Below are 23,568 nucleotides of genomic sequence, written 5' to 3'. Positions count from 1 at the left end.
CATGCATCTCCTCCTGCGCGAGCAGCATAATATCGAGGCGCAGGATGTGGCGGAGGATCTGGACCATCCGGCGGCGCCGCTTCTGCTCATGTCCTTTACCGATAGTGACCTCCTCGGCCTTTCAGCCGCCGCGCGCGCGCAAAGTGCCGAGGGCGAGGGTGCGCTGCAACTTGTGAATCTGCAAAGACTGCGCCACCCCATGTCCGTCGATCTTTATCTTGAAAAAACGGCGGCAGGTGCGCGCGTCATTGTGGTGCGCCTGCTCGGTGGGCTGGAATATTGGCGTTACGGTGTTGAAGAGCTGATGGCCTTGTGCCGCGCCCGGAAGATCCCTCTGGCCCTGCTGCCGGGTGCCTGTCAGGGCACGGATACATTGCGGGAAAAATCAACCGTCTCCCCGGAAATATGGTCTCGCCTGAATGGATTTTTTCAGGAGGGGGGCCAGCGTAACTGGTCAGGCGCTTACCACCTGATGCGCAGCCTTGCGGGGCTGGCGGAAGATGATGGCGCGTCCGCCGAGAGCCTTCCATCCTGTGGTATTTACCGCACGGCTGCGGCGAAGTCGGATGCGGGCCATGCCGGTGGGACGCCGCGCAAGGCATGGGTGATTTTTTACCGCGCCCATCTGGCGGCGGGCGATCTGGAAGGTATCGACGCGTTGATCGCGGCCCTGGCCGCGGCTGGTCTGGACGTGAAGGCGCTTTTCGTCGCCTCCCTGAAAAATGACGCGGTTGCGGCATGGCTGGCGCAGATGATGGACAGCACCCCCCGAACATCATCCTGAATGCCACGTTTTTCTCCGCCCGTCGGGAGGGGGGGAGGGACGATCCTTCTGAGGATGGCAGTATTCTTGACCGCGCGGAGGTTCCGGTCATTCAGCTTCTTCAGCCGGGCGCAACGCGCGCGCAGTGGATGAAGGCCGCGCGCGGTCTTTCCCAATCTGATATTGCCATGCAGATCGCCTTGCCGGAACTGGACGGGCGCCTTGACGGGCCGCCCATCTCCTTCCGCAAAGAGGCGCCGCCCGGCCTGCCCTCCCGACGGGAGGCTTTCCCCGACGGTGTGGCGCAGGCTGTTTCCATGGCGGAAGGCTGGACCCGACTGGCGGCGACCCCGCCCGCGCAGCGCCAATTGGCGCTGATCCTTTCCGATTACCCCGGTGCGGAAGGCCAGATGGCGCATGCTGTCGGGCTGGATGGTTTCGCGAGTATCGCCTCCATCCTCCAATTGCTTGCCGAGTCCAGCTATGACACATGTTCGGATGACCCGATTGCGATTGCCGGGCAGATAACCAGGGCGCAACCCATCCCCATCCTGTCCGCTGCAGAATATCAGCGGCTTTTCATGACCCTTCCCCATCAGGTGCGTGAGGCGGTCACTGCTGTGTGGGGCGCGCCGGGTCGGGCGATTTCGGCGCGTTTCCACCTCTATGGAAAAGTGCGCGTCGCCGTGCAGCCGCGGCGCAGTCAGGTGAGGGACCATAAGGCGCATTATCATGACCCTGATGCGGTGCCGAACCATGATTATCTTGGTTTTTATCTTTGGCTGCATCATGTTGAGTCACCTCATGCCATGATCCATCTTGGCACGCATGGCACGATGGAGTGGCTGCCGGGCAAGGCTGTGGCGCTGTCGCGCGCCTGTCTGCCGCAGTCACTTTGCCAAGGGCTGCCCGTTATCTACCCCTTCATCGTCAATAATCCCGGAGAGGCCGCGGCGGCAAAGCGGCGACTCGGCGCGGTGACCATCGGGCACATGACGCCCCCCATGCGCAAGGCCGGGCATGATCACCATCTCGCAGCGCTTGAGCGCCTGATCGATGAATATGCGGAAGCCGAAGGAATGGACCGACGACGCGGCAAGACGCTGCGGCGGGACATCATCCTCAAGGCGCAGTTCTGCGGATTATGGGACGAATGCCGCCTTTCCGATACGCAACTCAATGATGACGAGGCCCTGGCGCGGCTTGATGCCTGGCTGTGCGACGTTAAAGACCTTCAGATCCGCGACGGGCTGCATATTTTCGGGCAGACGCCTCCCGGTGAGAAGCTGCTGACGGCGACGATCGCATCAAGCTGCCATGCCGACGCGGACAAGGTCGCAGAACGCGTGGCGCAATGCCCTTCCTCCGAGCGCCGTGCGTTGCTTGCGGCTTTGGACGGGCGTTTCATTGCTCCCGGGCCTTCCGGTGCGCCTACGCGCGGGCGGCTGGATGTCCTGCCGACAGGGCGCAATCTGACCACCCTGGACCCACGCCATCTCCCGACGCGCGCAGCCTGTGACCTGGCGTGCCAGACGAGTCGCGATCTCCTCACCCGGCATCTTCAGGAGGAAGGGCGGCATTTGCGGCAGATGGTCTTAGATGTGTGGGGCAGCGCGACATTCCGCACGGGCGGGGAGGATATGGCGCTGGCCTTCGCCCTGATGGGCGTCGTGCCCCGATGGGCCGATGAGAGCGGGCGCGTGGAAGGTTTTGAGGTGACGCCCCTCGCGCTGCTGGATCGCCCGCGCGTGGACGTGACGTTGCGCGTCTCCGGCATGTTCCGTGATGGTTTCCCTGGATTGATCGCGCTTTTCAATCAGGCCGTCGCGGCGCTTTCCCAGCGTGAGGAGCCAGCGGATTGGAACGGCCTCGTCGCCGCGTCCGCGCCGTTGCGCGTTTTCGGCGCCGCGCCGCAGCATTATGGCGCGGGGGTGGAAGCCCTACTTTCTCATTGGGATGGCGCGGATGTGGCGCAGATCGGCGCAGCCTATCTGGCGGCCTCAAGCTGGGCCTATAAGGATGAAGGTGCTGAAGCGGAAAGCGCGGCCTTTCAAACGCAATTACGCCAATCGGAACTCATCCTGCACGTGCAGGATCATGCGGAGACGGATCTGCTCGAGACGCCGGATTGGGCCGCGCATGAGGGTGGGCTGGCGGCTGCGGCCGCGGTTTCAGGCGGGCAGCCGCGCCTTTGGCATGGCGATACAGGTGACGGGCAAAAAATGCGCCTGCGCAGGTTGGAGGATGAAATTGCCCGGATCACGCGCGGACGGCTGACCAACCCTGACTGGATTACCGCAATGCAACGCCACCATTATCGTGGCGCGGCTGAAATTGCCCGCGCTGTGGCTGCTTTATGTGGATTTGCCGTGACCCTGCCTTCAGAATTCAACACGCAATTTGACCTCGTTTTTGCAGCGACGCTCGGCGACACGCAATGCGATCAGTTTCTGCGTGATGCCAATCCTGAAGCGCGGGAGGATATAAGGCAGCGTCTGGAAATGATGTGGCGGCATGGGAAGTGGAAGCCACGCAGCAACAGCGTCGCCCTGACGCTTGCCCCATGACGCGCGCCCTCATCATCGCCGCGCCGCAATCCGGTGCGGGCAAAACCACTGTGACGCTCGCTTTGCTTCTGGCCTTCAAAAATGCAGGGCTGCGGGTGCGGGCGGCTAAATGCGGGCCTGATTATATCGACCCGCAATTCCACGCCGCCATTACAGAAGCGCCATGCCCGAACCTGGATGGCTGGGCCATGTCACCCGCTCATCTGCGTCAACAACTCGCGCGTCTCGCGAAGGACGCGGACCTCGTGCTGATTGAAGCGTCGATGGGGCTCTATGACGGTTTTAACGCGGAGCAGGGATGTCGCGGCAGCGCCGCAGACCTGGCAGCATTATTGCAGGTTCCGGTGATGCTGGTGATGGATGTGCGCGGGCAGGGTCAGTCCGCTGCGATGATTGCACGCGGCTTCGCGCGGTGGCGCGATGATGTCCGACTGGCTGGGGTCTGGTTTAACCATATTGCTTCGGACCGCCATAAAACGCTTTGTGCGGCTGATCTTGATGTGAAGTTACTGGGCGTGTCGCGGCGAACCGCCTCTCTGAGCATGCCACGCCGCCATCTCGGCCTTATCCAACCATCCGAATATGCGGCGTGGCGGGCCGGGATTGAGGAGGTGGCCCACCATATGGCTTGCGAGAATGATCTCAATGACTGTCTCGACGCCGCCTGCACATTGGATATGGAGAGGTTACGCCACACGGCGTCGTCAGCTTCGCGCTTCATGCCGCTTCCGCCGCCGGGCCAGAATATCGCTGTCGCGCGTGATGCCGCCTTCACATTCATTTACCCGCATTTGCTTGAAGCCTGGCGTGACCAGGGGGCGAACATCAGATTTTTCTCACCCCTCATGGATGAAGGGCCATCTGAGGATTGCGATGCATGTTGGCTACCGGGAGGTTATCCCGAACTTCATGCTGGCCGCCTGTCCCAATCCGATCAATTCAGGCGGTCGGTCCACGCATTCGCCCGCACGCGGCCCGTCCATGGGGAATGTGGTGGCTATATGGTGCTGGGAGAAACGTTGGAGGACGCGTCGGGCCACACACATAAAATGTTGGGACTGCTTTCCCACCAAACGAGTTTTGCGCGTCGCAAAATGACACTTGGTTATCGGGAAGCCCATCTGGAGGCTGCTTCCGTCCTGGGACCGGAAGGGACGGTTTGCAGGGGGCATGAATTTCATTATGCGCGCGTTGTCACTCCCGGTCACGACGATGCTCTTGCGACGATTCACGATGGTGCGGGGAGGCTGATCGGGAAGGCTGGCGGTAAGCGCGGTCAAGTCACCGGCAGCTTTTTCCATGTGATGTCACGGCGAATGTAACATGCTGCCGCAAATTTCTCCCGCCGAGCGCGGTCAGATGCGTGAGGTTGTCTCACCATGCGCCTGACCCTCATTCGTCATCCCCCGATCGAGAACCCGCGTCACGTTTGCTACGGCAGGTCGGCGCGCCCTCTCGCACCAGGATGGCAGCGTATTGCACGTGCATGGCCCATGAGGGGGCGGATTTACTGCTCACCCTCCGCACGCTGTCTGACACCCGCGCGATTCGCTGTTGGCACTATCTGTCACCTCCAGGTCGATTCCCGCCTTGCCGAGATTGATTTCGGCGCGTGGGAGGAAGTGCCCTGGGATGTGATCCCGCGATGTGAACTCGATGCTTGGGCGCGCGATCCTGAAAATTTCCGTCCGGGTGGTGGCGAATCGGTTTCGATGTTGCAAAAGCGACTCGCGCCACTCTGGCAGGAGGTAACAGGTCAGGAAATTGATGCGACGGTGGTGACGCATGGTGGGCCAAGCAAAATTTTGATGGCATGGGCCGAAGGGCGGAGATGGCGCCTGAGTGACCCGCCCCTGTTGCCAGGATGTATTGCGACGTTTAACATTACAACGCCGACATAAATTAAGTTTTCATAAATAAAGTTGCGTCTTACCCCTTGACCTCAAGAGCTGATGGAGCCCTGACAAAACATGCGTTTTCATCGGCCTTCGCGCGGTGTAATTCTCCGGTATCACCGCTCACATTTTCGAGCGGTGGCTTGGGGGTCACTTTACATTAAACAAACTTCACGTTAGTCACGTGATTTCAATGTGTTGAATGTAACATTTCCTGGTCATAAGGGAATTTTTTACCTTAATCGGGAAGTGAAGTGGGAAACGACATCTCCGCAAAGAAGGCGAATTGATGACGACGCAAAAAAGAGTTCCGATAATCGGTGCCCTCATCGCTTTAATTTTCGGCCTTCATGCCAGTGCTTATGCAGCTGGCGCGCCACCCGCCTCCCCCAGGGTGGCGGGAGACTTCCCGACACAGGCGTCACAGCTTCAGTCGCAGCTCACGCAGGAGAAGGCAAAGCGCCGCCCGCAAGGTTACGTCGCTAAAACTGGCGTGCCTCAACTTCCGCAGCCGGAAGCCATTCTGGTGGATCCAGGCGGCGTCAATACCTGGCTTCGGGCGCGGGGTATCGCCATTCTTCTTGATAATACCAATGAAATGTCGGGGATGCTGCATCGGCCGACTTCCGGGTTGGGCCTGAAACAGGGTGCAAGTAATGCCGGGCAATACTCCCTCGAAAACGACATTGACTGGGAGCGCCTGGCCGGGATCAAGGGTCTCGCGACACATGCCATTATCGTCGGACGTTACGGCATTCCGGCAAGTCGGATGTTCGGTGATAATCTCAACCCAAGTCAGGAAATTTACGGCAGTGGTGGCAATGTCTTCGTCCACCTTGTCTTTGCTTATGCGGAGGAAAGTCTTTTCAGTGATCGCCTTGCCTTTGCGGCAGGACGTATGTCTTTCCTCTCTGACTTCTCGGCCAATCCGCTCTACTGTAACTTTATGAATAACGCTTTCTGCGGTAACCCGAAAGCATCAAGCGATAATACGGCGCATGCCTCCTACCCAGATGCGAACTGGGCTTTCAGGGTGCGGACGCGGCCATCAAAGGACACGATCCTTTCTTTCGGCGTATATCTTACGCAAACCAAGGCGATTTACGGCAATGCCCAGATGCGCACCGGGTTCAAATTCAACGGCGCGACAATTGATGGCGCGGCTATGCCGGTGGAAATCGCCTGGACGCCCAGTTTCGGGCGGCACCATCAGCTTCCCGGTCACTACAAGATCGGCATGGCTTATGACACGGCGGATCACAAAGATAACTTCTTTGACGGGATGAACACGCCAGCCGCTTTATCGGGCCTGCCCGTGCGATATGATCACGGTGCCTGGGCGGCCTGGGGCCTTGTGGATCAGATGGTCTATCATTATCCGGGTGGTGCGCCGGATGCGGGTATCACGCTGCTGGGCGTCACTTATTTCAATCAGCCCGAAACCTCGACACGGTGGCAGCAATATTCCATCGGTATGTTGAATCGAGGGTTCTGGAAATCCCGCCCTCTGGATGCGATGGGCTTGAACTTCACTTACATGCGCGTGTCACCCGACCTTTATCGCTCGCAGCTTCTTTACCAGCAGCAAGGCATGAAACTGCCGAATGGCTCGCTCTTCCCTCAGAAAAACGCTTATGTTTTTGAGGCGATGTATCAGATCCATGTTTTCCGGGGGATCACCTTCGCGCCGGACTTCCAGTATTTTTTCAATCCAGGCGGCATGAAGCCTTTGAAAAACCAGGCCATGCTGGGTTTCAAAAGCCATATCGAACTCTTCTGAACCGAGTCAGGGCGGTCTGCACGCCCGACCGCCGCGATAGCTGACGTCAATGCCGAACGCCGCCACGACGTTGCGCGGCGACGTCAGTGCGATGGCGGGCTCTGTTCCTCTGGCGAGGGGAGAGCCTCATCCGATGCCGGGGCGACATCCTGCGGATGGGTCGCGGTTTCGTTTGACGGCGATGATGGTGAGAAGCTGGTCATGAAACGTTCTGCCAGCGCGCCGTAGAGGCTTTTCTTGCAGATGACGCGCGACACGCCGAAAGCAAGGAAGGAAGTCGCCATAAAGGCCAACGTCACTTGCTGATTATCGGACATTTCCATCACGATGACGGTGGCTGTCAGCGGCGCCTGCACCACTGCTGAGAAATACCCCACCACGCCCAGCAGGACGACCGCGCCAGCCGACGTGTGCGGCAAAAACTGGCTGATCCAACCGCCAATCCCCGCCCCCACCGAAAGGGAAGGGGCAAAAATACCGCCTGGAATACCGGACCAGTAGGAGACAACGGTGGCGGAAAGTTTATAAAGGAAGAACGATGCGGGATAATGCTCCCGCCCATCAATGATCGCGCGTGCCTGCGCATATCCGGTGCCATAAGTCGCGCCATGTGAAATCAGGCCGATCACGGCGAGCACCAATCCGCACAACATGGCGAACTTGATGGGACGCGCCTGGGCGTAAGCGCTGATGAAGCGTGGCCGCCCCTGTGAAAACTGCACAAGCGTGGCTGAAAAACAACCGCCCGCAATCCCGCCGAAAATACCGCATCCGAGTACAGCGGCCCAGGCCGTGCCGACGGGCACTTCCACATTTGTATGGCCGAAATAACTGTAATTTCCGACCAGGGCGAGCGCCGTAACGCCGGAGATAATGACAGAGGTCAGCATGGTGCCGGATGTGCGTTGCTCAAAGGAATGGGTTAATTCCTCAATCGCGAAGACGATCCCGGCGAGAGGCGTATTGAACGCGGCCGATATGCCTGCGGCCCCACCGGCGAGAATGGCGCCGCGCCGCATCGTGACATTGACCGTGCCCGTCAGGCGAGAGAAAGCATGCATGATGGCGGCGCCGATCTGCACGGTCGGGCCTTCACGCCCGATCGACGCTCCGACGGCGATGCCGAAAACGGTCATGAAGATTTTCGCGAGAGCGACGCGCAGGGACAGAATACGGCCGACCAGCGTGAAATCTTCCGTATTAAGGGTGGCGATGGTCTGCGGTATGCCGCTCCCCTGTGCGCTGCGGAAAAACCGCCGCGTCAGCCAGGTGGCAAGACCCAACCCGAACGGCATGACGAGGATCATGACTCGCGGATCCCACGAGAGGACGTTCGTGCGTAATTGTGCCGCTGCATCGGCGAGCGCCGCAAAACTGACGGCGGCAATGCCGACGAGAATGGCGCCCACCCAATAGGGCAGGGTGCGCCGCCATTGCGTCGTCGTCACCCAGGCGGAACGCCTGATAAGGCGTATGTGTGTCGAGGCGTTAGGAAGGGGGGGCTTGCCTTGTCTCATATCGCCTCAATATGTTCCGAAGTCGAAAACATAGTTATTATATCGAGCTATGGGCCCGACAAGAAGCGTATTCGACGATATGCTGACGGGAAGTGACAAATTATGTCGCGCATTGCCCGTCCCTGTTCAGCGCCATCCGTTAAGGGATTGGGATGCCCTCCGGCAGAAGGTGGCTCTCCGGTTCAATATGGACGTGAATAGTCGTCACGTCCGGCCCGAAATGCGCCTTGAGTGCGTTTTCAATGCAATCACAAACGGCATGGGCTTCTGAGACGCGGGTGGCGCCCGGCACGACGAGGTGGAAATCGATAAAATAATGTGTGCCGGATCGGCGTGCCCTGATATCATGGGCCTGCAAGGCACCGCCGCCATGGGACGCGATGACCTCAGCGATTTTTTGCAACGTCGCCGGGTCGGGTACTTCATCCATCAGCCCGGCTATGGAGGCGCGCACAACGCTGAACCCGACGCGCAGCACATTTAAAGCAATCAAGGCGGAGAGGATCGCGTCAAGCCGGTAAAAGCCGGTGAGGGGGATCAGGGAGACGCCGATAATAAGAATGAGCGTCGTCCAGACATCCGCGATAATGTGGTGGCCGCTGGCGGTCACGGTCGGGGAGTTGATCCGCCGCCCTTGTCGCAGCAGCGTCAGTCCCCAGATGAGATTGACGAGACCACCAAGGGCATTGAGAGTAACGCCCTGCCACGCTGCCAAATCCGTGTTCGGCGCTCTCCAATGTGTCCAGGCAGCGTAGAAAATGCCGAAGGCCGTCACGACAACCAGGACACCTTCAATCACGGTTGATAGATACTCAACCTTTCCGTGCCCGTAAGTGTGATTATGGTCCGGCGGAAGGTTGGAAATATGCAAGGCAGCGAGGGCGAAGGATGCGGCGACGACATTAATAACCGTCTCCAACGCATCGGAGAGGAGCGCCATGCTGCCGCTGAGCCACCAGGCAAGCATTTTCAGAGTGAGGGCGACCAGGCTGACGGCAAGTGTATAGAGGCCGAGACGGATCTTCTGTTTCTCCATGGTCAGAGTCAGAAGTGTCATGGTGATGCGGGGGCCTGTCTGACATGCCCACAAGGGGGCGCGTCTGTGTCATCCTCCAGTTGGAAGGTCGCATGGCCGATCCGGAAGCGCGTGCGCAGCAAACCGGCTGCGGATTGCAGCAGCTCATCCCGGGAGGCAATGTCGGCACTGACGACAAGATGCACGGTCAGGGCCGTTTCCGTCGTGCTCAGGGACCATATATGCATGTGATGTATCTGCCGAACCCCCGGCAGAGCCCGCAGCGCCGCGCCAACAGCGCTGCTATCGATATTCCGCGGCACCGCATCGAGCGTCATATCCAGCGAGGCGCGCAAGAGGCCCCAGCTTGAAATAACGATCAGGACCGAAATGACCAGACTCACAATCGGGTCAAATATGGACCAGCCTGTAAGGAGAATGGCGATGCCGGTGACCGCAACGCCAGCGGAGATCGCGGCATCCGATACCATATGCAGGAAGGCGCCACGCATATTCAGGTCATCATGACTCCCCCGCATCAGCAAAAGAGCCGTGCTGCCATTGACAATGAGGCCGATCAGCGCGGTGATGATGACGCCCCAACCGGGCACTTCCTGAGGATGCAGGATGCGCATGATTGCACCAACGACGATCCCGCCCGTCACAAAGAGCAAGAGCATGGCATTACCGAGGGCGGAGAGGATGGTGGACCGCTTCAACCCGTAAGTGAAGCGCTCCGAAGGTTCACGTCGTGCGAGGTGGTAAGCCAGCCACGCGCCGCCGAGCCCGAGCAGGTCGGAAAGATTGTGCCCCGCATCTGAGATGAGGGAGAGGGAGTTGATCCACAACCCGCAAATCGCCTCTCCAAACACGAAAATCGTATTAATGGTGAGGCAGATGAAAAATATCCGGCCAAAATTGCTTGGCGTGTGATGATGATGACCGCCGCCTTCCCCATGATGGTGGGCTGCGTGATCATGATGGCCGTGATGATCGTGCGCGGCAATGTCTTCGCCGCAGGACCGGGACACATTGGACATAGCCGGAGATGATTTTTCCGGGTCAAGTGATTCAGACATGTGTCACCTTCAGGAATATCTTACGAAAGTCACGTTGCAGTAACGTGGGAAATTTTCAAGAGGCATGGGGCAGGCGGGCGCATCTGCCGACCGCGCTGCGGCGTCGGGACAATCCACTGACCAGCATATGAAAACAACGCGATCACCTTTCACCCCCCTTGGCCGGAATGTGTTAAAGAGCGCGTGAGTTACCCATTACCGAGAGTTTTGCACGCACTATGATTCGTGTCACTGAAATCCGCCTTCCGCTCGAGCACGGTGAGGACGCTATCAGAAAAATCGTGGCGACACGGCTGGGCGTTGATGAACAGAATGTGCGCGATATCACGATCGCGCGCCGTGGCTATGATGCGCGCCATAAAAACCGGATCATGCTCGTTTACCATATTGACTGTTCGGTTGATGACGAAGCCGGGATTCTTCAAAAATGTCAGAGTGATGAGCGCGCCACGATGCGCGTGATGCCGACGCCCGCGCATCGATATGAGGTGCCTCGCGCACCGCATCCCGCGCAGCCTCCCGTCGTGATCGGCGCCGGGCCTTGCGGGTTGATGGCGGCGCTTGTTCTCGCAAAGGCAGGTCTCAGGCCCGTCATTCTCGAGCGGGGTAAAAAAGTCCGTGAACGGACGGTGGACACGTTTGCCTTCTGGCGGAAAGCCGAATTGACGCTGGAGAGCAATGTCCAGTTCGGGGAAGGCGGGGCCGGGACATTTTCAGATGGCAAGCTTTATAGCGGCGTCAGCGACCCGCGGCAGCTTGGTCGCTTCGTGCTTGAGACGTTCGTCAAAGCCGGTGCGCCGGACGAGATCCTCTATCTTTCAAAACCGCATATCGGCACGTTCCGGCTTGTCACGATGGTTGAAAATATCAGGGCGGAGATTGAGAGGCTGGGCGGCACTTACCAATTCAAAAGCCGCGTTGACGGACTCAGGGTGGATGCGCAGAAATGCCTGACAGGGCTTGACCTCGCCGATGGCAGCCACATCGCGACGCGCCACGCTGTTTTCGCTTTGGGCCATAGTGCGCGGGATAGCTTTGATATGCTTCACGCCGCCGGCCTGGCCATGCAGGCCAAACCTTTTTCCATCGGGGTGCGCATTGAGCATCCGCAATCCGTCATTGATGCGGCGCGGTTCGGCCCCTCAGCGGGTCATCATCTCCTGGGTGCGGCCAATTACAAGCTCGTTCATCGTGCGTCCAACGGGCGGTCTGTCTATTCCTTCTGTATGTGTCCCGGTGGGACCGTCGTGGCGGCCACGTCGGAGAAGGGGGCGGTGGCGACGAATGGGATGAGTCAATATTCCCGCGCTGAACGAAACGCCAATGCGGGGATTGTCGTCGAAGTCAAACCTGACATTGACTTCCCGAATGATGTTCTCGGCGGGATCGCCTTTCAACGCCGGTGGGAGCAGGCCGCGTTCGACGCGGGCGGGCGCAATTATGCGGCGCCCGCCCAGAAAGTCGGGGATTTCCTCGCAGGTCGTGCCTCGACCGACCTTGGCGCGGTGATCCCCTCTTATAAACCAGCTGTGACGCCGGCTGATCTGCGGGATTGCCTCCCGGCGTTCGCGATTGACGCCATCAAGGAGGCACTGCCTGTATTTGACGCAAAAATCCCCGGCTTTTCGATGGATGATGCCGTCCTGACCGGAGTCGAGACGCGTACGTCCTCTCCGCTCCGGCTGGATCGGGACAGGACCGGGCAGAGCCCGTCCATCCGGGGGGTTTTCCCGGCCGGGGAAGGGGCGGGCTATGCCGGTGGCATTCTCTCCGCAGGGATTGACGGCATACGTGCGGCTGAATTTCTCGCGGCGGCGTTGCGGGATGAAGCTCCCCCTCCCTGACTTGGGGTGCCTTTGAAAGTCACATATGTGATTGAAAATAACACTAAAACATCACATCACCGACTTAAAAAACTTAAAATTTGTGAAATCTGTTACTTTACAGGAAAGATTTCCTTCTTTATCTGGCGAGATACGATATTTTCTCATTGATTGAGGCCAGATATGAGCGCAAATGCCCCATCCGCCGATGTAACCAACGCTTCCACGAAGCCGGAGGACGCCACGCATGGCGCGTTGCGGTCGCGGTTGGATCGCATTTTCAATGACCCGGATCAGGTGGTCGAAGATGGTGTGCGCGGTGTTCTGCTCGCCTACCCGGACCTTATTGCGGCAACATCAAACCCGCGCGTGCTGAAGCGCGCCCGTCCGGCGGCGCGTCGCAAGGTCGGGATCGTCACAGGGGGTGGATCGGGGCATGAACCGGCTTTCCTCGGCTATGTCGGCCCTGGAATGCTGGATGCTGTGGCGGTGGGTGAGATTTTCTCCTCCCCGACGGCGCTCAGTTTTCTGGACGCGATGCGAGAAGCGGATAATGGGGCGGGCGTGGCCTGCCTCTTCGGTAATTATGCTGGCGATACCATGAATGTGCGCATGGCGGTGCGCGATGCTCAAAATGCGGGCATTAGTGTGAAGACAGTTGTCGCCACGGATGATGTGGCCTCCGCACCGGCCAATGAAGCTGATCGTCGCCGTGGCGTGGCGGGTGAAATCCTGATGTGGAAGGTTGCGGGCGCGCGCGCAGAGGAAGGGGCCTCCCTCGATGAGGTGATTGCTGTTGCGGAAAAGGTGATCCGCCACACGCGTTCCATCGGGGTGGGGCTGACGCCCTGCACCATTGTCGCGAATGGTCACCCCAATTTTTCGATTGCACTCGGCACGATGGAAGTCGGGATCGGCCATCATGGGGAGCCGGGTGTTTCCGTGCAGAAACTGGGCAGCGCGCGGGAAATCGCGCAGTTGATGATCGACCACCTTCTCCCCGATCTGCCTTTCGCGAAAGGGGACCGGGTGACAGTGCTCCTCTCCGGCCTCGGCGCCACGCCCGTCATCGAGCTTTACACAATCTACGCGGACGTTGCCGATATTCTCGCTGAGAAGGGCATCGTGATTGCGCATCGCTTCGTCGGAAATTACTTCACGTCGCTTGAAATGAAGGGCGTGACGCTGACGCTTATGAAGATGGATGAAGAGCTTGAGCGCCTCGTCAAGGCATCGGCGGAGACCATCGGCTTGAGTCAGATCGGCCCTGAATCGTACGACGGTGACGCGGCGCGCCACGCGGTGGAAGCCCCAGTTGCCACGTTGACCCCGGACCATCCGCGGGCTGCGGCGGTGAAAGAAACCGCGCATTATCTGCCGGAAACCGGTATTGACCTGGCGGCGACAACCGGAATAGTGCCGGCTCTCGTTAAGGCGGTCGTCGATGCACGGGAGTGGCTGAGCGAGATTGATGGAAAAATCGGGGATGGTGATCACGGCATCAATATGGCCAAAGGTTTTGCGCGGTGCGGGGATCGTCTCGGCGCAACGCCGCCCCCGATGGGTAAAGGGCTCGCCATCCTCTCTGACAGTCTGATGGCGGGGATTGGCGGCTCCATGGGGCCGCTTTACGGGCGGTTTTTTGAGGGGATGGCGCAATGTCTGGATGGTGCGCGTTTCCTGGATGCCAGATTATTTGGTGAAATGTTGGGGGCGGCGCTGGCGGGCATTAATAGTCTGGGCAATGCGCGTGTCGGTGATAAGACCCTCATCGATACGTTGCAGCCCGCTGTTGAGAGTTTCGACGCGGCATTGCAGCAGGGTCAGGATTTCGGCCAGGCTTTGGACGCCATGTCGGCGGCTGCTGAAAAAGGGCGTGACTCGACGATCGACCTTGTCGCGCGCATCGGACGCGCCAGCCGTCTGGGAGAGCGCTCACGCGGTGTGCTGGATGCGGGCGCAACATCCTGCTGTCTGATTTTGCAGACGATGGCGAAGACAATAAAGCCGTTGACAGCCTGAAAGGATCAGCCGAGTCGCAGGTCGCGTCACGCTTCTCCCTTCGGGTGATGATGGCGAAATTCACCACCTGACGTTTCAGCATGATTTTCCGCCGACCAGCGGACACACATCCGATCGCGTGAACGGGTGAGAGCCCTTTCATGCAGGCGGGGCGTGGTTTTTGGGACGTCCTGATCGCCTCTCTGACTTTTCAGAGTGGGACGCGTTTGCGCCCGCCCTGTCAGGCACGCCGCGCCTGAGGGGACGAATTTCCTGTCAAGCGTCTGGACGTTTCAAAGGTGAATATTTAATTACGGGCAGAACATTTCAATTTTGACGCGCGCGCATTATCTCATAATGAATATCGTTTGCAATTCGCGCGCGGGGTCGTCGTCCTATGCTCACCTTAGACAATCTGCTGCCCGGCCATTCCGGTAAAATCGTCAAAGTTCAGGAAGTCGGGCAGGAAGATGTCGTTTCACGCCGATTGGGGGAGCTTGGCTTTATCCCTGGCGCCGTGGTGAAGATATTGGCGGTCGGACCTTTCGGCCGTGACCCCATTGCCCTCCGGGTGGGGGCCTCCCGCTTCGCATTGCGCAGAAGTGAGGCACGGCGTGTGACGATGGAAAGCCAGGATGCACCCTTAAGCGGACTGGATGAGAAAAAGAGTGCCGCGCTTTGAGCAGCGCTCTCCCTGCGTCCAGCCCCTCGCCGCGACGCGTCGCGCTCGTCGGCAATCCGAATAGCGGCAAAACATCTCTTTTCAATCAATTGACGGGAAGCCGCCAGAAAGTCGCCAATTACGCGGGCGTGACGGTGGAGCGGAAGGAAGGGTGCGTCACCCTGCCGGATGGCAGCCATGTCCGACTCCTCGATCTACCCGGCGCTTATAGTCTTCAGGCCACCTCGCCTGATGAGGCGATCACCCGCGATGTCTGCCTCGGTCAGCATGCGAAAGAGGCGAAGCCGGAACTCATTATCTGCGTCGTTTCCGCAAGTAACCTACGCCTGCATCTTCGCTTTTTACTTGAGCTGATGCAGATTGGCTGCCCGATCCTTGTCGCGCTCAACATGATGGATGAGGCGCGACGCCAGAATTTCGACATTGACGTCCCCGGGCTTGAAGCGGCGCTCGGCGTCAAAATCGTCCCGACTGTCAGCCTGCGGAAATCCGGTGTGTCAGCACTGCGTCACGCTTTGGCCGCGCCGCCGGAGGTCCCTCCAGCGCGTCCGGCAACCTCGATCTACGCGCAGGTTGACGCGCTGATGTCGCAATACACCAACGAGTCTGTCGCAGGGGATAATCACCTGACAGACCGCATTGATCGCGTTGTTCTCCATCCTGTCTGGGGGATGGCGCTGCTCTTCATTGTTCTTTTCATCATGTTTCAGTCGGTCTTCACGCTGGCCCAGCCGGCGATGGATTTTCTGGAAAATGCTTTTTCCCGCCTTGGCGCGGCGGTGGTGTCACCGCTCCCTGATGGGTCGCTGCACAGTCTGCTGCAAAATGGCGTGATCGCCGGGGCAGGGAGTGTCGCCGTTTTTCTCCCGCAGATCCTGGTGCTTTTCTTCTGGATCATTGTGCTGGAGGAAAGCGGTTACCTGCCCCGCGCCGCCTTTATGCTGGACCGCCTCATGGCGTCGGCCGGGCTGAGTGGGCGGTCCTTCATCCCGCTCCTCTCCAGCTTCGCCTGCGCGATCCCGGGGATTATGGCGGCGCGGACGGTGCAGCACCCGCGGGATCGCATCGTGACGATCATGATCGCGCCTCTCATGACCTGTTCTGCGCGTCTACCAATTTACGCTCTGCTGATCGCTGCTTTCATCCCGCGTCACGTTTATTTCGGCTTTATCGGCTTGCAGGGCCTCGTATTATTCGGGCTTTACGCTCTTGCCATCCTCAGCGGAATCATCGCCGCGCGCGTTTTGACGCGCGGTGCGGCGGCGGAAGAGCACATTTTGATGCTTGAACTCCCGCCTTATCGCTGGCCGAACCCGCGCGCCGTCCTTATCGGGTTGCTTCAGCGCGCTCGCATTTTCCTCGCCCGTGTCGGCACGGTGATTGTCTCCCTCAATGTGCTTTTATGGGCGCTTTCCTGCTTTCCGCCCCCGCCGCTGCACGCGTCGCAGCCCGCCATTTCTTATTCGCTTGCGGGTAAGATCGGTCACTGGATGCTTCCGGTCTTTGCGCCGATCGGGTTCAACTGGCAGATCTGCGTATCGCTCATTCCGGGCCTGGCGGCGCGCGAAGTTGCGGTTTCAGCCCTCGCAACGGTTTATGCGCTTAATGCCACGGAGGACACCGCGGCCACTGTTCTTGGGCCGCTTCTCTCGGCACAATGGAGCCTTGCCACAGCGTTAAGCCTGCTGGCATGGTATGTCTATGCGCCGCAATGTTTTTCCACGCTCGCCGTCATGCGTCGAGAAACAAATTCCTCGAAAATTGTCGTGAAAACGGCGTTCAGCCTTTTTGCACTTGCTTATATGGCCTCGCTTCTTACCTATCATATGACACGCTTTTTAGGGGGCGCATAAAATATGTGGGAAGATCTGGCGGTTGGCGCCGTGCTCTTCGGGGCTGCATTTTATTGGGTGAAAAAAGTGATCCCCAGCTTTATCTGCCGACGTGTCGCGCGTCCCGCAGTGACGTCTGACGCGCAGAGCATGTGTTCGGGATGTTCCGGCTGTGGGTCAAATTCCGGCGGGTGTCACTGACCTCGCCGCATGGAAGAAATTCTGAAAAGGGGGCGCCTTAAGGGGCGACCTTTTTCAAGGGCGGGCACCCAGCCAATGGCCGCCTGATTTTGCTCATAAAAAAGCACGGATGAAGGCGGACTTGGGGTCACGCTTCAACCGCACTTCTCAGAACTTCATGTTATACGACTTTTATCGGTGCTTGGCAGCCAGGGCGTCCTTGACGTTTTTAGCTGAAGAATAGGAAAGCTTCTTGGATGCGGCGATATTGATGGTTTCGCCTGTCTTAGGATTACGACCCTGACGCGCAGCCGTCGTGCGAACCTGGAACTTGCCGAAACCCGGGATAGAGACTTCTTCACCCTTCCGGGCGGCTTCGATGATGCTGGACCATACTGTATCAAGGGCCTTTTTGGCGTCGGCTTTAGTGCCGCCGGTCGCGGAGGCAATGCGGTCAATCAGATCGGTGGACTTCATAGCTATCCTCTTTCGTTAAAATCGGTCTCTTGAGCCATAATCCGTGTGGCGCGAGTAAACAAGGTGGGAATCAGTCGTCCACGCGCCCAAGCTTCGGATAAACTTTGTTCGCGTAACGCGATAAGGCAACGCGGTATTTTGAGGGGGGTTCAAGGGTGAGGTGGGAAAACTTCACGTGCCCCCATATTTTACGCTGCAACGTCTCTATTTTGCCCCGACAGGTGCTGGATTGTAAGAAATCGTAAGGATTTGGCCATTCCTGCATCGTGAGGTGACGTTTATAAACTAAGCTGTCAGAATTTAACTAAACTCCCCGGAAACCTGTCACCGGCGCAGTCAAAGTCGTCACTTTGCAGCAACATCGTCAAATTAATTGAGACGCGTTTCGCGGGATATCATTTTCGAAGTTTCAATCTACACGCTACGGTTGAACGGCCCTTTGCTCTTCCCGCGTAACGTTATTAACCCCACGAAATATGACATTGTGGGGCGCCGATATCAGCATGGTCGTCCCGAGCTGATTTTCTGGCACGCGTAGAGTCGTCACGCCACGTTGAAACATCATGAAATAATGAGGCTTCTCCCTTCATGCGTTTCATATTGAGTGTTGCGTATATTTCATTGAAAAATTGGACTCGAGTTTACATTTTCAGCGTCGAAGCGACTGCTTGAAATCGCTCACGTGATGTGTGGAGCGTAATATTTATTCATTAAGAAAAAGATACTGCGTTGATGGGATTGCGTTGAATTAAAAACCGCATCTGGCGCGATCCCCCGGTTGGATTGGCGGAAGGACTCGCTTTTCCTGAAAAGGTGATCCCATTGATTTTATGAAGAAATCCTCTCGGATCTGGGTTAGATTGCGTCCGCAGGGGGCGGCAGGCGCCTTTCGGGAAGGACAGATGAAATGTCAAAAATGGATGCCGCATTCGATGCGCAGTTCCGCGCCGCGCTGGACGGTCTGAAGGCCGATGGCAGCTACCGTATCTTCGCGGAGCTGGAGCGGCGGGTTGGCCAGTTCCCAAAAGCCTATCATCATGGGCTGAAGCGCGACGTGACAATCTGGTGCTCAAATGATTATCTCGGGATGGGTGAGCATAAAAATGTGCTGGCGGCGATGCATGCGGCGCTGGATCAATCCGGCGCAGGGGCAGGTGGCACGCGGAACATTTCCGGCACCTGTCATGAGCATGTCCTGCTGGAGCAGGAACTCGCCTCCTTGCACGGCAAGGAAGCGGCGCTTCTATTCAATTCCGGCTATCTCTCCAACTGGGCGACACTCGGCACGATCGCGGCGCGCCTCAAAGACTGTGTGGTGCTTTCCGATGCGCAGAACCACGCTTCCATGATCGAAGGCATTCGCCATTCACGGGCGGATAAGCGAATTTTCCGCCATAATGATGTAGCCGACCTTGAGCGTCACCTGAGTGAACTCCCCGCCAATGTGCCGAAAATCGTCGCCTTTGAGTCCGTCTATTCAATGGATGGTGACATCGCCCCGATTGCGGAGATCTGTGATGTCGCGGAACGTTACGGCGCGCTGACCTATCTTGATGAGGTCCATGCGGTGGGCATGTATGGTCCTCAGGGTGGCGGCGTCGCGGAAGAACGCGGCCTGTCCCACCGCATCTCCGTCATTGAAGGCACGTTGGGGAAGGGCTTCGGCGTCGTGGGGGGGTATATCACCGGCTCCGCCGCATTATGTGATTTTGTGCGCTCTTTCGCTTCCGGCTTCATCTTCTCCACCGCGTTGCCGCCTATGATTGCCGCAGGCGCGCGCGCCAGTGTCCGACATCTGCGTCAAAGTTCGGTTGAGCGAGAGGGACAGAGGGCGGCGGTGCGTTACCTTCGGCAATGTCTTGATGATGCCGGACTGCCGCACCTTGCCAATCCGTCTCACATTATCCCGGTGATGGTTTGCGATGCGAAGGAATGCCGCGCGATTTCCGATGCGCTCCTGACGCGCTACGGCCATTACATTCAGCCAATCAATTATCCTACCGTGCCGCGCGGGCTTGAACGGTTGCGGATCACGCCAGGCCCACTTCATCGGAAATCAGATATTGACGGATTGGTCGCCGCGTTAAAGCAATTATGGTCTGAACGTGCCGGGCTCTCTCAGGCAGGCTAAAGCGTAAGACAAGGCTGGAAAAGGTCAGGGACCCGTCATTTCACCGCGGAGAAAGGTCAGAAAACTTTAAAATCGCGCTCTGCTAATGGGAACATGTTAAAAACTCGATTGTATTGCTCTTATAGATAACCAAGTCGGGACTCGCCCGTGATTTCGTGGGCGGGGAAGGATGGCCGATGAACGCACGACGCCATGAGCAAACATTGGACGAAACGCGGGTCCACCGAGAGATTTCACATCTGGTGGCGACGTTGCGCGCATCGTTTCCCGAAACGACTTTCCTGATCGCCGTGCGTGGCGCGGATACTGAGATTATTGAAACGAGCACGGCACGCCATGTCGGCGTCGGCGCGGGTAAAAAAATCAGGGCGCTGCTCCAATCCGGCCCGCAAGGTCCGTCAGGTGTGGAAAATGTTATTTCAGATGTCCATACCGAAATGCTCGACCGCGTGGAAAATCGCATCTTCCGTGCATCTCGGGGTTCTATCGTCGCGCTGATGGCTGTCCCTGTTGAAACTGCGGCAGGCCAGTCCGTGTCGGATGATGCGTTAGGCACTCACATGCGGGACTTCGTCGCCAGTCTGGGCCATCACGATGTAAAGCTGCCAGCCAAAGTCAGGCAAATATCGCACATTGCTTTCGGGTGCCTTGCATGGGACGAAGCACGCCAATGCGTGCGCGGCGATGACGCGGCGGCGTCCATGCTCGGCGTGACAGCGCAGTTCCTTTATGACGGCATGACGCTGAATAAATTCTCCCGCATTTTGACGCTTCCGGATGCTTTGATGGCGGCGGGGGCGGCGGGGAGCGCAACCACCCATCATCTGAAACTCGACGCGGCGGGAGGAGATGTTTTTCATGTCTTCGCGTCAAAACATGCAGGCGGCTGGAATGCAATTTTCTGCCGTCGGGAGGCGACGCGCGCGGCCCGTGATATGGAGGATGCCCTCCTCACGCAATTGATGCAGGGCGTCAGTGACGGGTTTTGTCTTCTGGATCGACAGGGTCGGGTCGTCTTTACTTACGGCGATCGCATTGCCACGCTATCGCGCTTTCCCGGCACGCAGCAATTCGGGACGGATTGGTCCGGTCTCTGGATGGGGCAGGGTCGTGCCTCCGCACGCCGCGTCCTCGATAAAGCGCTTGAAAATCACCCCGGGCAGATCGAGGAATATGCGTTCTCAGCCGATGGCACATTACATCGCTGGCGCGCGCGGGTCGTACCGATATCCCTCCCGGAAGGCGGGCATCGCAGCAACGTCGTCTACCTTATGTGCAGCTCTCGCGACATGACAGCCTCCACTCAGGACCATGAGCGCCTCGAACTCGCGTCCTATGCTGGCGCGATTTCAGGCGGGTGGATCTGGGATATCAAAGCCCGCTTGCTGCATGGTGATCCGCGTATGGCGGCGACCCTGGCCTTTCCGGTTGGGGAGATGTCTTCCGGCGTCAGGCTGCGGCAAATATTACGACGTGTGGCAGGTGATGACCAAGCCGTGCTCCTTTCCGCGTTACGGAAAAGTCTGTCATCGCGCGGCAGGCTTCAATGCGAATTCCGGGTCCGCGCGGCGGATGGGCAGGGCTGGATCTGGGTTGAGGCGGATGGCAGATGGGAGATAAGTGGCGACGGGCAGGTTGTCGGACTTCCCGGCATTCTGCTGAATATTGATGAGAAGAAACGCCAGGCCCTGAAGCGGGAGGCCCTTCTTAAACTGATCGACAATCTGCGCGCGATCAAGGACGAAAAGGAAATCCTCAATGTCGCCAGCCGCGTCATGGGTGAAACGATCGAGGCCGATCGTGCCGCTTTCGCCGACATTGATGATCATCGCGATTTTGTGCTCGTCACCGCCCTCTGGAGCCGGACGCCGCATTTTGCGCAATTGACGCGCATGGGGACTTTTCAGCCTTTCAAGGCGCTTTTCGATACGTTGCGTCGTGGTGAGGCGGTTGCCGTGCCGGATGTCACCACCCACCCCATGACACGGAAACATGCGGATATTTTTCTGCGTGAAAAAATACGGGCTTTTTATTACGTGCCGCTGATGGCGGAGGGGGCTTTCTGCGCATTGGCGATGGTCCATTACGCGGAGCCGCACCGTTGGGACCGGATCAATATGAGCTTCATCTTGACGGTCGCTGATCGCGGTTGGGCGGCCATTCGGCAGAACCGGGCGCAGGAGGATCTCCGTCGTATTAATGGGACATTGGAGGAGCAGGTTGACCGCCGCACACGGGAGCGGGACAGTATCTGGGCAATCACGGATGACCTTCTGGCCTCTGTGGGGCTGGATGGCCGCTTGCGTCACGTCAACCCGAGCTGGTCGCGCTGCGCTGATCTGGACCGTGCGCAATATAAAGGGGAAATGCTGGCCAGTTTCGTCCACCCTCAGGACCGGCAGAAAATCGCCGAGATGTTACAGGCGCTGGCTGCCAATCAGGGGGAGCGCAGCGCGGATCTGCGTCTGAGGTTTGAAGATAATTCCTGGCATACATTCAACTGGACGGGCTTCCGTGACGATGATGAAATCTTCCTCATCGGGCGCGATATCACCGAGCGTATTATCCTTGAAGACCAGCTTCGCCAGTCGCAGAAAATGGAAGCTGTCGGCCAGCTGACGGGCGGGCTTGCCCATGATTTCAATAATATCCTCGGGGGATCAGCGGCGCGCTCGGCCTCATGCGGCGGCGAATGGCGCGCGGGCAGCTTGAGGGGCTCGACCGCTATATCAATGCAGCGCAGGAAGCGACCGACCGTGCGGCGGGGCTGACCCATCGCCTGCTGGCCTTCTCACGGCGGCAGACGCTTGACCCGACTGTGACGGATGTAAATGAGCTGGTCAGCGGGCTGGCTGAATTCCTCCGCCGTACGATCGGCCCGGCTGTGCGCCTCAAGCTGCGTCTTGACGCGAAATTGGGGCCTATCCTGATCGACCGTAACCAGCTTGAAAACGCCATCCTTAATCTGGGCATTAATGCGCGGGATGCGATGCCGGACGGGGGGACGGTTACCATATCAACCCGCTCTGACCCGCCGCCCAAAGAGGGGAAAGACGCAGTGCGCTTCATGTGCCTGACGGTTGCCGATACAGGCATGGGCATGACGCCGGAGGTCATGGCCCGGGCCTTCGACCCGTTTTTTACAACCAAGCCGATCGGCAAAGGCACCGGATTGGGGCTCAGCATGATATATGGGTTCGCCTCGCAATCGGGCGGGAGGGTAGAGATCGAGTCCGCTCCAGGGGCCGGAACGAAAGTGCATATCTGGCTTCCCCTATATATCGGTGAGAAACGACCTGCCGCGCAGGGCGCCGCGCGTCGACGGAGCCCCACCGAGGTTGATCTATCCCATCTGCGCCTTCTCCTCGTAGAGGATGACGTGACATTGCGCTTCACGCTGGAGGAAACGCTCCGTGACCGGGGGATCCATGTTGAGACGGCGGCAACGGGAAGTGAGGCGATGGCGCTACTGGCGGATGAAGACCGTCGCTACGATGTGTTGATGACCGATGTGGGTCTTCCGGGCGGCGTCAATGGACGGCAATTGGCCGATGAGGCGCGCGCCCGCAAGCAGCATCTCTCCGTTCTTTTCATGACAGGTTACGCGGAGCAGACTGTTTTTTCAGACCAAAGCTTTGATGAATCCATGCAAATTCTCTTCAAACCCTTTACGACGGAAATGCTGGATGAAAAATTGAACCGCATCGTTGATTATGTGAATCGCCGGCTGAATAATTAATCAAAATTTGACCGCTTTCGGAGTGGACGAGGCCTTAAAGCTCCCGCATGGTAAGGATCTTTAACGTTTTCGACGTCATATTTCCGA

At 58.4% G+C, this 23,568-nt stretch carries 14 protein-coding genes and 1 pseudogene; 11 read left to right on the top strand and 4 right to left on the bottom strand.

The annotated features are described in order from the left end of the window. Nucleotide 1 precedes the first annotated feature (1 nt). The 4 genes and pseudogenes from cobN (at nt 2) to CGLAMM_RS03150 (ending at nt 7,005) form a co-directional block, all read left to right on the top strand. Nucleotides 2-3,330: pseudogene (cobN, locus tag CGLAMM_RS03165) on the top strand (cobaltochelatase subunit CobN). Further along, the gene (locus tag CGLAMM_RS03160; protein ID WP_394819724.1) at nt 3,327-4,652 is read left to right on the top strand and encodes a cobyrinate a,c-diamide synthase; all 1,326 of its coding nucleotides are present in this window, start codon (nt 3,327-3,329) and stop codon (nt 4,650-4,652) included. The pseudogene cobN and the gene CGLAMM_RS03160 overlap by 4 nt, the downstream one beginning before the upstream one ends. A gap of 57 nt (nt 4,653-4,709) precedes the next feature. Continuing rightward, entirely contained in the window at nt 4,710-5,231 is a 522-nt protein-coding gene (locus tag CGLAMM_RS03155; protein ID WP_394819349.1) for a histidine phosphatase family protein, read from the top strand. A gap of 283 nt (nt 5,232-5,514) precedes the next feature. After that, a complete protein-coding gene (locus tag CGLAMM_RS03150; RefSeq protein ID WP_394819350.1) occupies nt 5,515-7,005 on the top strand; it encodes a carbohydrate porin in 1,491 nt (496 codons plus the stop codon). A gap of 83 nt (nt 7,006-7,088) precedes the next feature. Here CGLAMM_RS03150 and CGLAMM_RS03145 read toward each other — a convergent pair whose 3' ends face one another. The 3 genes from CGLAMM_RS03145 to CGLAMM_RS03135 form a co-directional block, all read right to left on the bottom strand. Further along, nucleotides 7,089-8,522 carry a chloride channel protein gene (locus tag CGLAMM_RS03145; RefSeq protein ID WP_394819351.1) on the bottom strand — a complete coding sequence of 478 codons (1,434 nt, stop codon included), beginning with the start codon at nt 8,520-8,522 and terminating at the stop codon, nt 7,089-7,091. Between the two features lie 139 nt (nt 8,523-8,661). Then, nucleotides 8,662-9,579, bottom strand: coding sequence for a cation diffusion facilitator family transporter (locus CGLAMM_RS03140; RefSeq protein ID WP_394819352.1), 918 nt, complete (start codon nt 9,577-9,579; stop codon nt 8,662-8,664). Next, nucleotides 9,576-10,616 carry a cation diffusion facilitator family transporter gene (locus tag CGLAMM_RS03135; protein WP_394819353.1) on the bottom strand — a complete coding sequence of 347 codons (1,041 nt, stop codon included), beginning with the start codon at nt 10,614-10,616 and terminating at the stop codon, nt 9,576-9,578. The genes CGLAMM_RS03140 and CGLAMM_RS03135 overlap by 4 nt, the downstream gene beginning before the upstream one ends. Nucleotides 10,617-10,834: 218 nt before the next feature. On the opposite strand from CGLAMM_RS03135, the gene CGLAMM_RS03130 reads away from it, so the two are divergent. The 4 genes from CGLAMM_RS03130 to feoB all read left to right on the top strand — a co-directional run bounded on the left by CGLAMM_RS03130 (nt 10,835) and on the right by feoB (nt 16,975). Then, entirely contained in the window at nt 10,835-12,460 is a 1,626-nt protein-coding gene (locus CGLAMM_RS03130) for an NAD(P)/FAD-dependent oxidoreductase (RefSeq protein ID WP_394819354.1), read from the top strand. Nucleotides 12,461-12,622: 162 nt separating this feature from the next. Next, nucleotides 12,623-14,461 (top strand): dihydroxyacetone kinase subunit DhaL, encoded by a 1,839-nt coding sequence (dhaL, locus tag CGLAMM_RS03125; protein WP_394819355.1) that lies wholly within the window; start codon nt 12,623-12,625, stop codon nt 14,459-14,461. Nucleotides 14,462-14,837: 376 nt separating this feature from the next. Continuing rightward, entirely contained in the window at nt 14,838-15,122 is a 285-nt protein-coding gene (locus tag CGLAMM_RS03120) for a FeoA family protein (protein ID WP_394819356.1), read from the top strand. Further along, a complete protein-coding gene (feoB, locus tag CGLAMM_RS03115) occupies nt 15,119-16,975 on the top strand; it encodes a ferrous iron transporter B (RefSeq protein WP_394819357.1) in 1,857 nt (618 codons plus the stop codon). The genes CGLAMM_RS03120 and feoB overlap by 4 nt, the downstream gene beginning before the upstream one ends. Before the next feature lie 351 nt (nt 16,976-17,326). Here feoB and CGLAMM_RS03110 read toward each other — a convergent pair whose 3' ends face one another. Next, nucleotides 17,327-17,611, bottom strand: a complete 285-nt coding sequence (locus CGLAMM_RS03110) for an HU family DNA-binding protein (protein ID WP_394819358.1) — start codon at nt 17,609-17,611, stop codon at nt 17,327-17,329. A gap of 907 nt (nt 17,612-18,518) precedes the next feature. On the opposite strand from CGLAMM_RS03110, the gene hemA reads away from it, so the two are divergent. The 3 genes from hemA to CGLAMM_RS03095 all read left to right on the top strand — a co-directional run bounded on the left by hemA (nt 18,519) and on the right by CGLAMM_RS03095 (nt 23,481). Beyond that, nucleotides 18,519-19,742, top strand: coding sequence for a 5-aminolevulinate synthase (gene hemA, locus CGLAMM_RS03105; RefSeq protein WP_418115326.1), 1,224 nt, complete (start codon nt 18,519-18,521; stop codon nt 19,740-19,742). A 176-nt stretch (nt 19,743-19,918) separates the two neighbouring features. Continuing rightward, nucleotides 19,919-22,513, top strand: coding sequence for a PAS domain-containing protein (locus CGLAMM_RS03100; protein WP_394819359.1), 2,595 nt, complete (start codon nt 19,919-19,921; stop codon nt 22,511-22,513). After that, on the top strand, nt 22,423-23,481 hold the full coding sequence (locus CGLAMM_RS03095) for an ATP-binding protein (RefSeq protein ID WP_418115325.1): 1,059 nt from the start codon (nt 22,423-22,425) through the stop codon (nt 23,479-23,481). Before CGLAMM_RS03100 ends, CGLAMM_RS03095 begins: the two co-directional genes overlap by 91 nt. Nucleotides 23,482-23,568 lie beyond the last annotated feature (87 nt).

This window comes from Sorlinia euscelidii, assembly GCF_036452135.1.
Lineage (GTDB): Bacteria > Pseudomonadota > Alphaproteobacteria > Acetobacterales > Acetobacteraceae > Sorlinia > Sorlinia euscelidii.
This window is presented reverse-complemented; position numbering and strand designations above follow the sequence as displayed.